This is a genomic window from Pseudorhodobacter sp., from assembly GCF_030452865.1.
Taxonomy (GTDB): domain Bacteria; phylum Pseudomonadota; class Alphaproteobacteria; order Rhodobacterales; family Rhodobacteraceae; genus Pseudorhodobacter.
Genome location: NZ_JAKDLJ010000060.1, coordinates 1 through 13,007, shown reverse-complemented (window position 1 = coordinate 13,007; position 13,007 = coordinate 1). Strand labels below are relative to the sequence as shown.

Genomic DNA, 13,007 nt, shown 5'->3' with positions numbered 1-13,007 from the left:
TATTAATTGACATGATTCAGATTCAGCACAATGCTGCACCCAAAGGTTTTCTGGGGGCCGAACTTGACGACACCTATCATTCGTATCGACAAGTTGAATAAGAGCTTCGGTGCCCTCAAGGTGCTGGACGGCTTGTGCTTTGATGTGATGCCCGGTGAAAAACTGGCGCTGATTGGGCCGTCTGGATCGGGGAAAACCACGATCCTGCGCATTCTGATGACGCTGGAAACCATCAGTGGCGGTCATATCGAGGTTTGCGGTGAGCAGCTTTACCACATGACCCGCAACGGCCAGGAAGGGCCCGCAGACGAGGCGCATCTGCATCATATGCGGCGCCATATCGGCATGGTGTTTCAGCACTTCAACTTGTTTCCGCACAAATCCGTGCTGGAAAACATCACCCTTGCACCGATGCTGACCAAGGCCGAGCCCCGCGCCAAGGCAGACGCGCGGGCGATGGAGTTGCTCGACATGGTGGGGCTGGCCGACAAGGCAAAATCCATGCCCAGCCAGCTTTCGGGCGGTCAAAAACAGCGGGTGGCAATCGCCCGTGCATTGGCCTTGCAACCGCGCATCATGCTGTTTGACGAAGTGACCAGCGCGCTTGATCCAGAATTGGTCGAAGAGGTGCTGTTGGTGATGAAACAGTTGGCCAATGAGACCGATATGACCATGCTTTTGGTCACCCATGAAATGGGTTTTGCCCATGAATTTGCCGACCGCGTGCTGTTTTTTGACAAGGGCAGCATCGTCGAGCAAGGCCCTCCGGCCCAGATTTTCACCAATCCGACGCATGAACGCACACAAACATTCCTGCGCAAAATCATTGCCGCAGGGCACCGCGTCTGATCCTACCACCCCAACCAGCGAGGACGACATGAAAAAGACACTTCTGACTTTGGCGCTTATGGTAACCCCGGTTTGCGCCATGGCTGACAAACTTGACGATCTGAAAGCGCAGGGCTTTGTGCGCATCGCCATCGCCAACGAGCCGCCCTTTACCGCTGTTGCCGCCGATGGCACCGTGTCGGGCGCGGCCCCTGACGTCGCACGCGAAGTTTTCAAACGCCTCGGCGTAGGCGAAGTTGTGGCTTCCATCAGCGAATATGGCGCGATGATCCCTGGCCTTCAGGCGCATCGCCATGATGTGATCACGGCGGGCCTGTTTATGAAGCCCGAGCGCTGTGCCGCCGTCGCCTATTCCGAGCCGGTTCTGTGCGACGCGGAATCCTTCCTGCTTCCCAAAGGTAACCCCAAAGGGTTCAAATCCTTTGCCGATATCGCCGCTGATCCGACTGCCAAAATTGGTGCGCCGGGTGGCGGCACCGAGGAAAAGCTGGCGCTGGATGCCGGTGTGCCGCGCGACCGCGTGATCGTCGTGCCGGATGGTCAGTCCGGGCTGAAGATGCTGCAAGATGGGCGGATTGACGTTTATTCGCTGCCGATTTTGTCGATCTCGGATCTGATGAAAAAGGCCGAAGACCCCAACCTGGAGATGTTTGCGCCTGTCGAAGGGGCACCGGTTTATTGCGACGGGGCGGCGTTCAACAAGGATGACACCGCGCTGCGCGACGCCTTTGATGTCGAATTGGCCAAAATGAAGGAATCGCGCGATTTCGCCAAGATCATCGAGCCCTATGGCTTTTCCGCTGCGGCTGCGATGTCGACTTCGCGGGCCAAACTCTGCGGTGAGTGATCAGACTTGGGGCGGCGCAGCACATGCGCCGCCCATGGCTTAGGGGCTTATAGATGACCGATTGGCTTGGATATCTTTCCCTGATCCTTCAGGGGGCTGCGGTGACGGCAAAGCTGACGCTGATGGGGTCAGTTTTTGCGTTGATCATGGCCTTTGTGGCGGGGCTTGGCCGATTGGCACCGATTGCATTGCTGCGCTGGCTGGCCACGGTTTACATTGAGTTCTTTCGCGGCACGTCTGTGTTTGTGCAGCTGTTTTGGGTCTATTTCGTGCTGCCATTTGCGGGGATTACGCTGTCGCCTTTGATGGCGGGGGTTTTGGTCTTGGGGCTGAATGTCGGCGCTTATGGCGCCGAAGTGGTACGTGGCGCGGTGCTTTCGGTGCCGAAGGATCAGTATGAGGCTTGCATCGCCGTCAATCTGACGCGCTGGCAGCGGATGTGGCATGTGATACTGCCGCAAGCCCTGCCGTTGATGCTGCCGACCTTTGGCAACAATGCGATTGAACTGCTGAAAGGCACGGCGGTGGTCTCGCTGATCTCGCTGTCCGATATGACATTTCAAGCGCAAGTGGTGCGGGCGCAAACCGGCAGCACGCTGGTGCCCTTTGCCACGATTTTGGTGCTGTATTTTGCAATGTCACTGTTGATTTCGGCCGCAGTCCGCGCGGTAGAGCGTCGAATGACACGCGGTTTGGATGGGGTGCGCTGAGTGGAATGGGATTGGGATTTCGTCTACCAGATCATGCCAACGCTGTTGGCAGGGTTAAAGCTGACGCTGATCATTACACTGGTGGCTGCGATTTTGGCGGCGCTGTTGGGCTTGGTCTTTGCCATTTTGCGCCGCTCGTCCAATCCGCTGATCGCGCAACCGATCGGGTTTTTTCTGGAATTCATTCGTGGCACGCCGCTTCTGGTGCAGCTCTACTTCATCTTTTATGTGCTGCCCGATCTGGGGATTGTGCTGTCGCCTTTCGTGGCAGGCGTGATCGGCATGGGTCTGCATTACGCCACCTATACCGCCGAGGTTTACCGGGGCGGTATTGAAAACGTCGCCCGTGGTCAATGGGAGGCGGCGCGCGCCACCAACCTGACCATGCGGCAGACCTGGGTGCATGTGATCATTCCGCAAGCCATTCCGCCGATGATTCCAGCCTTGGCGAATTACCTGATCGCAATGTTCAAAGAGACGCCGCTTTTGTCCGCCATCACTGTGCTGGAACTGATGAACCAGGCCAAATCGGTCGCCAATTCCAGTTATCGCTATATTGAGCCGATGACGATGGTGGGGGCGCTGTTTCTGGCGATCAGTCTGATCTCGGTGGTCGTGCTGCGCTTTCTTGAACATCGCTTTGGAAGGCCGGTTCGATGACGGAAATTATCGTCTCAACGCAAAAGCCCGTGCTGGACACTCGGCCTTTGCGCCACCGCGTCGGCCTGATTGCGCTTGCCACCGACCACACCAGCGAGGTCGATTACGCCCGTATGCTGGTGCCGCAAGGGGTGGGTCTTTATACCGCGCGCATCCCTTATGCCAATCCGGTGACGCCCGAAACCTTGCGCGCCATGGCCCCGGAATTGGCGCAGGCGGCGGCGTTGATTTTACCAGATGAGGCGCTGGATGCGGTGATTTACGGCTGCACCTCGGCCTCGGTTTGCATTGGTGACGCGGCGGTGACGGCAGCCATTCGGCAGGGCAAGCCTGATGTGGCGGTGGTCACGCCCATCTCGGCGACACTGGCAGGGTTGCGGGCATTCGGCGCAAAGCGGATTTCGGTGCTGACCCCCTATTCGGTGGAAACCTCACGTCCTATGGCTGATTTGTTTGAGGTCGAAGGCTTTGGCTTGGACCGTTTCACCTGCCTTGATATGGACGATGACCGCGAGATGGCGCGGATTTCACTTGGCTCAATCATCGACTTGGCGACGCAGGCAGTGGCGAAGGGGTCAGAGGCGCTGTTCATCTCATGCACGGCGGTGCGCGCGGCGGGGGTGATTGCCGAGATTGAGGCAGCCGTGGGCATCCCAGTGCTGTCGTCGAATTACGCCGGCGCGTGGCAAGTGTTGAGGCTCTTGGGCGATCAGGGGGCGGCGGCACCGGGGCGGTTGATGCAGATCGGCCTTGCGCCATGATCGCGTCTGTTACCTTGGCCGATATTCAGGGCGCAGAACGGCGGATTGCGGGCAAAGTTTTGCGCACGCCGACATTGGTCGATCCGCAGATTGCGGGGCTTTTCCTCAAACAGGAATACCGCCAGACCACCGGCGCGTTCAAGCTGCGCGGGGCTACGAATGCGGTGCTGTCGCTTTCGTCCGCGGATCTTGGGCGCGGGGTGGTGACCGCCTCAACCGGCAATCACGGCCGCGCTTTGGCCCATGCCGCGCGGGCGGCAGGCGGGCGGGCGGTCGTTTGTCTGTCGGCCTTGGTGCCCTCGAACAAGGTGCAGGCGATCCGCGATTTGGGCGCCGAAGTGCGCATCATCGGACAAAGCCAGGATGAGGCGATGCTTGAGGTCGCCCGCGCAGTTGCGCAGGGCATGATCGAAGTGCCGCCCTTTGATCATCCTGCGGTGATTGCGGGTCAAGGCACGCTGGGGCTGGAGATTTTGGCCGACAGTCCTGCGCCGGCGATGGTGCTGATCCCGCTGTCTGGCGGCGGTTTGGCGGCGGGGGTGGCGACCGCAATCCGCGCTTTGTCGCCACAAACGCGCCTGATCGGGATCAGCATGGAGCGAGGTGCTGCCATGGACGCCAGCCTGCGCGCGGGCCGTCCGGTTGATGTGACCGAACTGGCGACCCTTGCCGACAGTCTTGGCGGCGGCATCGGGTTGCAAAACCGGCTGACCTTCAATGCCTGTCGCGACTTGCTGGATGAGGTGATTTTGATGAGCGAGGACGAGATTGCCGCCGGTATGCGTCATATTCATGCGGTGACCGGTGATGCGGTTGAAGGGGCTGCGGCGGTGGGCGTTGCGGCGGTCTTGGCGGGCAAGGTGCAGATTACAGGCCCGACGGTGGCGATCTTGTCGGGCCGCAATGTCGCGGCACCCCGCTTTGCCGAAGTGCTGGCAGGGAGGCTATGATGAGCGATCCGATCTTGATCCTGACCGAGGCTGACCTGCGCGCGCTGGTGCCGCTGGATATGGCTGCGGTGGACTGCGTCGAGGATGCCTTTCGCGCGCTGGCCACCAAACCGGTTGCCATGCCGCCGATCCTGCGGTTGGATATTCCCGAACATCGCGGCGAGGTTGATGTCAAAACCGCCTATATTCCCGGGCTTGCACATTTTGCGATCAAGATCAGCCCCGGCTTCTTTGGCAATCCGGCCTTGGGTCTGCCCTCAACCAACGGCATGATGGTGGTGCTTTCGGCCACGACGGGGTTGGTGCAGGCACTCCTTTTGGACAACGGCTATCTGACCGATGTGCGCACGGCGGCGGCGGGGGCCGTGGCGGCCAAACACCTTGCGCGCCCCGATGCACAGGTGGCAGCGATCCTTGGCGCCGGGATGCAGGCGGAAATGCAGCTGCGCGCACTGACGCTGGTGCGGCCGATTCACGCCGCGCGGATTTGGGCGCGTGATCCGGCCAAGGCGCAGGCGTTGGCCGCACGGCTAGATTTGGCTGGCGTCACCGTGACCGCCGTGGCCAGCGTGACCGAGGTGATCAAGGGCGCCGATGTCGTTGTGACGACGACGCCGAGTAACACGCCCATTCTGCACGACGCCGTGGCTGGCCAGCACATCACCGCGATGGGCTCGGACGCCGAGCATAAGAATGAAATCGCCCCTAGCCTACTGGCCCGCGTGCAATATATCGCGGACCGCCTTAGCCAGACGCGGGTTTTGGGCGAATTGCACCATGCCATTGCGGCGGGGTTGGTGGCAAAGGATCAGGGCTTTGCTGAGCTTGGCCAGATCATCGCAGGCCAAGCGCAGGGTCGCGCCGATGCCCGCGCCATCACCCTTGCCGATCTGACCGGCACCGGCATTCAAGACACGGCGATTGCGACACTTGCCGTCGCACGCTCCAAAGCCAGCGGCGCAGGTCGCGCCTTTTCAATTTGAAATGTTAGCAGACGGGGCTTGCCCCAAGGAGGAAAGATGACTGCCGTTGACCTGCGCTTTACCCGCGATGAATTCGCCGCGAGGCTGGCCAAAACCCGCGCGGCGATGGCTGCCAAAGGGGTTGATCTTTTGCTGGTCACCGACCCCAGCAACATGAATTGGCTGACCGGCTATGACGGCTGGTCGTTCTATGTCCACCAATGTGTGATCGTGCCGCCAACGGGTGAACCAATCTGGTTTGGCCGCGGCCAGGACGCCAATGGCGCAAAACTGACAGCCTATTTGCGGCATGAAAACATCCTCGGCTACCCCGACCACTATGTGCAATCGACCGAACGCCACCCGATGGATTATCTGTCGGCGCAACTGACCGATCGCGGTTGGGGTGGCCTGCGGATCGGGGTTGAGATGGACAATTACTATTTCACCGCCTCGGCTTTTGCATCCTTGACCAAACACCTGCCGAACGTGCGTTTCAGCGATTGCACTGCGCTGGTGAACTGGCAACGCGCGGTAAAATCGCCGCAAGAAATCACCTATATGCGCAACGCGGCGCGTATCGTGGAAAAGATGCATGAACGCATCGTCGATAAGATCGAAGTCGGGATGCGCAAATGCGATCTGGTGGCCGAGATTTATGACGCGGGTATTCGTGGCACACCAGAGGCCGGTGGTGATTACCCCGCCATTGTGCCGCTGTTGCCCTCGGGCCGCGATGCCTCTGCGCCGCATCTGACCTGGGATGACAAGCCGATGAAACGCGGCGAAGGCACGTTCTTTGAGATCGCCGGCACCTATCACCGCTATCACTGCCCGCTGTCGCGCACAGTGTTTCTGGGCAAGCCGACGCAGGCCTTTCTGGATGCCGAAAAGGCCACGCTGGAGGGCATGGAGGCAGGCCTTGCCGCCGCCAAGCCGGGCAATACCTGCGAAGATATCGCGCGCGGTTTCTTTGACGTTCTGGCCAAGAATGGCATTATCAAAGACAACCGCACCGGCTATCCGATCGGCGTGTCTTATCCGCCAGACTGGGGCGAACGCACGATGTCGTTGCGCCCCGGCGACAAGACCGTTTTGCAACCGGGGATGACGTTTCACTTCATGACCGGACTTTGGCTTGAGGATATGGGGCTTGAAATCACCGAGTCGATCCTGATCACCGAAACCGGCGTTGAAAGTCTGGCCAATGTGCCGCGCAAACTGTTTATTAAGGACTAGGCCATGACCAACCAGATGCGGCCCTCACCGATTTCGGCAACGGTGGATTTCGATGCCGACGGCGTGCAACACGGCTTTTTGCGCCTGCCCTATAGCCGCGATGATGCGGCTTGGGGCTCGGTGATGATCCCGCTGACGGTGGTGAAAAACGGCGCGGGGCCGACGGCCCTGCTGACAGGGGGCAATCACGGCGATGAATATGAAGGCCCGATTGCCCTGTTTGATCTGGCGCGGCATTTGACGCCGGCTGAGGTTACAGGCCGCGTCATCATCATTCCCGCGATGAACCTACCGGCCTTTGTGGCAGGCACCCGCACCTCGCCGATTGATCGTGGCAACATGAACCGCGCCTTTCCGGGGCGCCCTGACGGGACGGTGACAGAAAGAATCGCCGACTACTTTCAACGCGTGCTGTTGCCGATGGCGGACGTGGTGTTGGACTTTCATTCCGGCGGCAAGACCTTGGATTTCCTGCCGTTTTGCGCAGCGCATATTGTGCCGGACAAAACGATGGAAGCCAAGGCTTTTGACCTCGTGCGGGCCTTTGGTGCGCCCTATTCCGTTAGTATGCTAGAGATTGACGCGGTCGGCATGTATGACAGTGCCGCCGAGGATATGGGTAAGGTGTTTGTGACCACCGAGCTGGGCGGTGGCGGCACGGCCAGTGCAGCTACGGCGAATATTGCCATTCGGGGGTGTCGCAACCTGTTAATTGCCGCAGGTATCGTTAAAGGTGCCACAGAACCGCAACCTACTCAGTGGCTCGACATGCCGGATGGGGATTGCTTTACCTTTGCCGAGGATGGTGGCCTGATCCAGTTTCTGGCCGATCTTGGTGACACCGTAGAAAAGGGGCAACCCGTCGCCTTGATTTATCCCACAGGGCGCACAGGGCTTGACCCGGTGACGCTGCGGGTGCGCCGGTCGGGCTTGTTCACAGCCAGACATTTCCCCGGTTTGGTCAAACCCGGTGATTGCGTTGCGGTGATCGCGGATATCGTTGCGGGGTAGCGTCCGCGAAAGAGGGCCTAAGATGAGCGAACTATCCCTGCGCGACACCGGACTTGCGGTGCTGGTCGCGTTGATCTGGGGCATGGGGTTCGTCGTCGCCAAGGGAGCGATGGCGCATTTCCCGCCAATTTTGTTGATGGCTTTGCGCTTTTCCATAACCGCTTTGGCACTGGTCTGGTTTGCCGGGCCAATCGGAGCCAATTTTGTCAGGCTGGGGTTCACTTCGGTTGTCGGCGCGTCCCTGCAATACGCGCTGACTTTTACCGGGGTAAAGGGTTTGGGAGCGGGCCTTTCAGCCCTTGTCGTGCAACTTGAGGTGCCCTTCCTCATCATCCTTGGCGCAGTTTTGCTTGGAGAGCGGCCTTCGGTCCGGAAATGGTTAGGAACCCTTGTCGCGTTTTCAGGCGTGGCGATCATCGCGTCTCAGGAACGGTTTACTGGGGCAATTTTGCCTGTCTTTCTGGTCATCAGTGGCGCATTCCTTTGGGCGCTGGGGCAAGTGTTGGTGCGTGGCTTTGTCGGCATGACAGGCCTGTCGATCACTGCCTGGACTGCAGTTCTGGCCGCACCGCAGCTTTTCGTGTTGTCGGCCTTGTTCGAAACGGGCCAATTAGGCGCCCTACAGACGGCTGGCATGCAGGTCTGGGGTGCCGCCCTATATCTGGGCCTTGTCATGACCGCACTTGGCTATTTCTTGTGGAACAGTCTGCTGCTGAGGCACGAGGTCGGGCGTGTCGCGCCGTTTTTGCTACTATTGCCGGTCTTCTCGGTGATCGGCGGCTACTTCTTTCTGGATGAGGTGTTGACCTTGACCCGGCTGATCGGCGGCGCGGTTGTTCTGTCAGGGGTGGCGCTGATCACTCTGACCAATAGACAAAGGTCTGAGGCAGTCATCTGAATTTGTGTCACCCAAATGGACTCACAAAGGTGGAGTGACCCTCAGCCATAGTAGATATTTTTGACAGTAGATTAGATTCAAATTGGGTTTTCACCTTCGATTGCAATAGTGCTTTCGGGATCACCAGTCGTAAGTTCATACATGGCCCTACGGTATTCAATCTGCTTTGCATTTATCACTGTTAGGCCTTTCACTAATTCTTCGTATTTGGGAAACTCCTGCTGAACCAACTGCGGGTCCCTAAAGTCGTCATCTTTGAGCGTCGCCTCATACCATCGGCGGTATGGGGCTTGCCATTGTGTAAGGAGCGGCCTCAACCCCTCGTTCAATACCTGCACCGAAGCCCTGACGATCGCCCTCGCCCCTTTGCTCTTGAGCTTATCGCCGGGACCTCTTTGATAAGATCGCGGGTTACGCCAAAAAAGCTATACCAAGAGTCGTGGACCTCGGCGATGACATCATGCTCTGGGTCAATGGCCAGCCCAACCTTCCTCGTGCTGAGTTCGACCCATATCGCATATGCGATTTGGCGATCCGTCCTGTTCGGCTTGAAACTGACGGTCGTGTCACCAATACCGATGCCAGCACTGTCGAGTTCAAAGCTTCCGAAACCAATTCGGCCGCGGAACCACAGCCAAACCAGAAAACCGATCACCAGCAGAAGAACCGCTGGTGCTACCCATGACCCAAGCGCGGCAGACATGCTGAAATCTTCTGCGATCATGAATGAAAACAATGGCCCGCCTGATTGGGAGGAGGGTAATGTCATGTATCTAGGTCCTGAAAGCGTATCCGCACTGGTGCGTCCGATGTTGACCAACGCCTGATCAGACACCTCCTGTTTGGGACCTATTTTGTTTGAAATGGCTATTGGGTAACGTGGGTCGTCTGATGCTACGATAGATTGGGTGTCGCTTGACCCAGCCGCATTGAGTTCTAACAGAAGTTGAGGGACCGACACATCAAATCGTCGGGCAATCGCCGTAAAATACCCAAACGTGTCACCTAGTTCATCGATCACACTCGCGCGAAACCCAACATATGCCTTTTTCTCACGCTTCAACTTCTTAAACGCAGCCATGACGCCGCCGACTTCGCCAAATAGTCCCAGCAAAATAGGTTAAAGCTCGTCATCCTCAAAACGATCAGTGGCCTTTGCCTTGTTGATCGAGCCATCCCGCACCGTTAGTCCGTGGTTGCGCGTCATCGTCTTCAGCTTTGCCAAGCCCGCATCATCCTCATGGAGGTGGCTGATGAAAATGTTCTTACTGCCCTTCATCGCGTCCTCTTTTGCTTCTGCGCAGATCGATGCCGAGCATCCACTGGGGTTTCTACCTACATTGACACACCCGTGCGGAAATGCTTGAAGTGTTTCACAGGCTGGACACTAGCAAAACAAAAACAACATATCCAATGTATGAAACACTGATACTATTATGTGCGACGCTTGGGAGGTTGGCATGGATATCGAAAAGCTTGGCGGAATACTCGCCAAACATAGAGGAAACATGGGAGTTAGAGCGGCGGCAAAAGAAATTGGCATCAGCCCGTCAACGCTCTCAAGGGTCGAAAATGGGCACGTTCCCGACGTGGGAACTCTGGAAAAGGTATGCACTTGGCTTGGACAAGACACCGCCAAATTCACCGGAGTCGCGAATCTCCAGATCGCATTTAAGAACAAGAAGGCAGTCCCGCAGCAGACAGCCAGATCGTTGGCCAACCTGATAGAAAAAGCTTCTGAACAGTTCATCAAAGTCGATGCCAGGGGGCACTAGTTGACGTTCCGCCGAGGTTTCAAATCACAGTGTGAACGACGAGCAGTAGAATACCGCAAGCAGTTGGGACTGCATAAGGCAGCCCCACTATCGGCAGAGGTGCTGGCTAAACACTTAAGCGTCACGGTATGGTCAACCAAAGACATTGCAGCACTGAGTGCAAATGACATGCCGGTCCTCAACGATGAACATGATGATTCATGGTCTGCGCTAACGATGCGGATCGGCGCATCGAACCTAGTCCTGTTCAAGCCCGTAACATCCACCGGTCGTCGAAATAGCGTCGTCATGCACGAGCTTTCCCATATCATTTTGGGCCACGAACTTGCCGAAGCATGTATCCTAGAAGATGGCTCCTTGGTCCCCGGAAACTTCAATCAAGATCAAGAAGACGAAGCTGATTGGCTGACTGGCACCCTGCTGTTGCCGCGACCGGCGTTGATAGCGATCCAGAGCCATGGGGGAGCAAATCAAAGAGCATGCGACCAATACCAAGTCAGCCTTGAAATGCTGACGTGGAGAACCCGTATGACTGGCCTCACTTACCAAATGAACCGTCGGCGTGGTTAGTCTCGTTCAGCACCGCGAGGCGGGACTTGGCCCCCAGCGTGTTCAAGATGCTCCAGACAAAATCTTCAGCGCAAACCAGTCCATGATGGGGACCAGATAGAGAAAGCCCTTCCGCATCGGCATGTAGACGATGTCGGCGCAACAGACTTGGTTGGGGCGGTCGATTTGCAGCCCGCCCAGCAGATAGGGGCGGGTTTTGTGCCCTGTGGCAGGCTTGCTGCTGTTGCGTTTCTGCTAAATCGGGGCTCTGCTGCAACAGAGCCCCTCCGACATTAAATAATCTCCAAGACCGGGCAATCCTTGCGCAAGTCGGTCAGATCTCGGATAATAACTTGTGCAGATGGCGCACAATACTTTAGCACTGCGAATGTCGTCGCAGTCAAAAGATACATGAATTCAGATAGTTGAAACCATCGACCTTTTTACTCCGTCGGGGATATTTTTACAGAGAAGACCGTGCCGCCGCTCAACGTTCGCGCAATGCTTCGCGGGATTTGTAAAGCGGTTTGGTCAGATAGGTCAGAATGGTCTTGCCGCCAGTTTGCAATTCCACCTCCGCCTGCATACCGGGGCGGATATCAATTTTTGCCTGCCGCTCGGTCAGGTGTTTCAAATCGACGCGCAATGTCACCTTGTAATGCGCGTCCTCATCGGGGTTGCGCGCGCGTTCGTCCTTGAATGTATCGGCAGAGATCAGCACCACCTCGCCGTGAAGGGAGCCGTAGATGGTGTAGTCGTAAGCCGAGAGCTTGATCGTTGCCTCCTGCCCCATTTTAACGGAAGCGATATTCTCCGGCTTCACTTTCGCCTCGATGAACATTTCTTCATCCATTGGCACAATCTGCATGATTTCCTCACCGGGACGGATGACGCCGCCAATGGTGGTCACGGATAGTTTGTTGACGATGCCTTTCATCGGCGCGGTCAACACGGTGCGGTTCAACTGATCCGCCGCCCCTTTCAGGTTGGCGCGCAAAGTGGTGAGTTTTTCCAGCGTGTCAGAATATTCCTTGGCGCGTTCCAACTCCATCTGCGTGATGGTGTCGGAATAGCGGTTTTCTGTATCACGGAAGGCGCGGCGGGCCTTTGTCACCTCGATCAGCGGTGCAACCTCTTGGCTATACATGTTTTCCAGCAGGTCGAGTTCCTTCTGCGCCTGCTCCATCACCTGTTTCGCGCCATCCCGGCGGGCGATGAAATCGGTTTGCCGCGCGGCGAGCAGCGCCCCTTCGGAAGCAACAATATCAGGCAAGCGCTGTGCGAGATCGGGCGGCGCGTCAAATTCGAGCATCCCGGCCATTTCCGCCTCCAGCCGCCGCCGCCGGATTTCCATGCTGCCAATCTGGTCGCGCAACTCATCCACAGCCGTTTGATACTGGGTGCCGTAGAGCCGGGCGAGGGGTTGGCCCGGTTCCACCACATCGCCTTCGGCCACGTCGAGTTCCGCCAAAATCCCGCCTTCGAGGTTCTGGATGATTTGCGGGCGCGAGGAGGAAACGACCTGACCGCGCGCGCGCACAATCTCATCCACCCAAGCGAAAGCTGCCCAAACGATAAAGATCACCACGACCGCCGCGATGAGCCAGATCATCCGGCCCGGACGCTCGGTTTTCTCCTCCAATCCGTGGTCGAATGTGGTCATCATTTGCCTACCCCCGCCGCTTGCGCTTTCGTCAGATGGGCCAGAACCGCATCCCTTGGTCCATCGACGACAAGCTTGTCGCTTTGCAGGATCAAGGTGCGCGAGGTCAGTTGAAGGATCGGGACGCGGTGGG

15 protein-coding genes and 1 pseudogene are annotated in these 13,007 nt (G+C 57.7%); 12 read left to right on the top strand and 4 right to left on the bottom strand.

Annotated features, from left to right (window positions below; translation table 11 throughout):
* Positions 1-63: 63 nt before the first annotated feature.
* The 10 genes from ehuA to L0H65_RS05735 are packed head-to-tail and all read left to right on the top strand — an operon-like array spanning position 64 to position 8,887.
* Complete coding sequence (gene ehuA, locus L0H65_RS05780) at positions 64-849, top strand: ectoine/hydroxyectoine ABC transporter ATP-binding protein EhuA (RefSeq protein WP_301457886.1); 786 nt, start codon at positions 64-66, stop codon at positions 847-849.
* A gap of 28 nt (positions 850-877) precedes the next feature.
* On the top strand, positions 878-1,696 hold the full coding sequence (ehuB, locus tag L0H65_RS05775; protein WP_301457885.1) for an ectoine/hydroxyectoine ABC transporter substrate-binding protein EhuB: 819 nt from the start codon (positions 878-880) through the stop codon (positions 1,694-1,696).
* A 53-nt stretch (positions 1,697-1,749) separates the two neighbouring features.
* On the top strand, positions 1,750-2,406 hold the full coding sequence (gene ehuC / locus L0H65_RS05770; protein WP_301457884.1) for an ectoine/hydroxyectoine ABC transporter permease subunit EhuC: 657 nt from the start codon (positions 1,750-1,752) through the stop codon (positions 2,404-2,406).
* Entirely contained in the window at positions 2,407-3,066 is a 660-nt protein-coding gene (gene ehuD, locus L0H65_RS05765) for an ectoine/hydroxyectoine ABC transporter permease subunit EhuD (protein WP_301457883.1), read from the top strand.
* Positions 3,063-3,827, top strand: a complete 765-nt coding sequence (gene eutA / locus L0H65_RS05760; protein ID WP_301457882.1) for an ectoine utilization protein EutA — start codon at positions 3,063-3,065, stop codon at positions 3,825-3,827. The genes ehuD and eutA overlap by 4 nt, the downstream gene beginning before the upstream one ends.
* Positions 3,824-4,777: a hydroxyectoine utilization dehydratase EutB gene (eutB, locus tag L0H65_RS05755; RefSeq protein WP_301457881.1), complete on the top strand. Its 954-nt coding sequence runs from the start codon at positions 3,824-3,826 to the stop codon at positions 4,775-4,777. The genes eutA and eutB overlap by 4 nt, the downstream gene beginning before the upstream one ends.
* Positions 4,777-5,760 carry an ectoine utilization protein EutC gene (eutC, locus tag L0H65_RS05750; RefSeq protein WP_301457880.1) on the top strand — a complete coding sequence of 328 codons (984 nt, stop codon included), beginning with the start codon at positions 4,777-4,779 and terminating at the stop codon, positions 5,758-5,760. The genes eutB and eutC overlap by 1 nt, the downstream gene beginning before the upstream one ends.
* A gap of 36 nt (positions 5,761-5,796) precedes the next feature.
* Positions 5,797-6,978, top strand: coding sequence for an ectoine hydrolase DoeA (gene doeA, locus L0H65_RS05745; RefSeq protein WP_301457879.1), 1,182 nt, complete (start codon positions 5,797-5,799; stop codon positions 6,976-6,978).
* 15 nt (positions 6,979-6,993) lie between these two features.
* Positions 6,994-7,989 (top strand): N(2)-acetyl-L-2,4-diaminobutanoate deacetylase DoeB, encoded by a 996-nt coding sequence (doeB, locus tag L0H65_RS05740; protein ID WP_301457887.1) that lies wholly within the window; start codon positions 6,994-6,996, stop codon positions 7,987-7,989.
* Between the two features lie 22 nt (positions 7,990-8,011).
* Positions 8,012-8,887 (top strand): DMT family transporter, encoded by an 876-nt coding sequence (locus L0H65_RS05735; protein ID WP_301457878.1) that lies wholly within the window; start codon positions 8,012-8,014, stop codon positions 8,885-8,887.
* A gap of 325 nt (positions 8,888-9,212) precedes the next feature.
* Here the strand turns inward: L0H65_RS05735 and L0H65_RS05730 are convergent, their stop codons facing one another.
* Both L0H65_RS05730 and L0H65_RS05725 read right to left on the bottom strand, forming a co-directional pair.
* Entirely contained in the window at positions 9,213-9,968 is a 756-nt protein-coding gene (locus L0H65_RS05730; protein WP_301457877.1) for a hypothetical protein, read from the bottom strand.
* A gap of 39 nt (positions 9,969-10,007) precedes the next feature.
* Positions 10,008-10,166, bottom strand: coding sequence for a hypothetical protein (locus tag L0H65_RS05725; RefSeq protein ID WP_301457876.1), 159 nt, complete (start codon positions 10,164-10,166; stop codon positions 10,008-10,010).
* Positions 10,167-10,347: 181 nt separating this feature from the next.
* Between L0H65_RS05725 and L0H65_RS05720 the strand changes: the two genes are divergently transcribed.
* Together L0H65_RS05720 and L0H65_RS05715 are read left to right on the top strand one after the other, a co-directional pair.
* A complete protein-coding gene (locus L0H65_RS05720) occupies positions 10,348-10,662 on the top strand; it encodes a helix-turn-helix transcriptional regulator (RefSeq protein WP_301457875.1) in 315 nt (104 codons plus the stop codon).
* Positions 10,663-11,232 (top strand): ImmA/IrrE family metallo-endopeptidase, encoded by a 570-nt coding sequence (locus tag L0H65_RS05715; protein ID WP_301457874.1) that lies wholly within the window; start codon positions 10,663-10,665, stop codon positions 11,230-11,232.
* A 54-nt stretch (positions 11,233-11,286) separates the two neighbouring features.
* On the opposite strand, the pseudogene L0H65_RS05710 reads toward L0H65_RS05715, so the two are convergent.
* Both L0H65_RS05710 and L0H65_RS05705 read right to left on the bottom strand, forming a co-directional pair.
* Positions 11,287-11,433, bottom strand: a pseudogene (locus L0H65_RS05710) (IS3 family transposase); the annotation flags it as partial.
* A gap of 265 nt (positions 11,434-11,698) precedes the next feature.
* Complete coding sequence (locus L0H65_RS05705; RefSeq protein ID WP_301457873.1) at positions 11,699-12,877, bottom strand: HlyD family type I secretion periplasmic adaptor subunit; 1,179 nt, start codon at positions 12,875-12,877, stop codon at positions 11,699-11,701.
* Positions 12,878-13,007 lie beyond the last annotated feature (130 nt).

Coding starts and splice junctions, on each gene's coding strand:
- ehuB (WP_301457885.1), top strand. CDS start 878: ATGAAAAAGACACTTCTGACTTTGGCGCTTATGGTAACCCCGGTTTGC.
- ehuC (WP_301457884.1), top strand. CDS start 1,750: ATGACCGATTGGCTTGGATATCTTTCCCTGATCCTTCAGGGGGCTGCG.
- eutA (WP_301457882.1), top strand. CDS start 3,063: ATGACGGAAATTATCGTCTCAACGCAAAAGCCCGTGCTGGACACTCGG.
- eutB (WP_301457881.1), top strand. CDS start 3,824: ATGATCGCGTCTGTTACCTTGGCCGATATTCAGGGCGCAGAACGGCGG.
- eutC (WP_301457880.1), top strand. CDS start 4,777: ATGAGCGATCCGATCTTGATCCTGACCGAGGCTGACCTGCGCGCGCTG.
- doeA (WP_301457879.1), top strand. CDS start 5,797: ATGACTGCCGTTGACCTGCGCTTTACCCGCGATGAATTCGCCGCGAGG.
- doeB (WP_301457887.1), top strand. CDS start 6,994: ATGCGGCCCTCACCGATTTCGGCAACGGTGGATTTCGATGCCGACGGC.
- L0H65_RS05735 (WP_301457878.1), top strand. CDS start 8,012: ATGAGCGAACTATCCCTGCGCGACACCGGACTTGCGGTGCTGGTCGCG.
- L0H65_RS05730 (WP_301457877.1), bottom strand. CDS start 9,968: ATGGCTGCGTTTAAGAAGTTGAAGCGTGAGAAAAAGGCATATGTTGGG.
- L0H65_RS05725 (WP_301457876.1), bottom strand. CDS start 10,166: ATGAAGGGCAGTAAGAACATTTTCATCAGCCACCTCCATGAGGATGAT.
- L0H65_RS05720 (WP_301457875.1), top strand. CDS start 10,348: ATGGATATCGAAAAGCTTGGCGGAATACTCGCCAAACATAGAGGAAAC.
- L0H65_RS05705 (WP_301457873.1), bottom strand. CDS start 12,877: ATGATGACCACATTCGACCACGGATTGGAGGAGAAAACCGAGCGTCCG.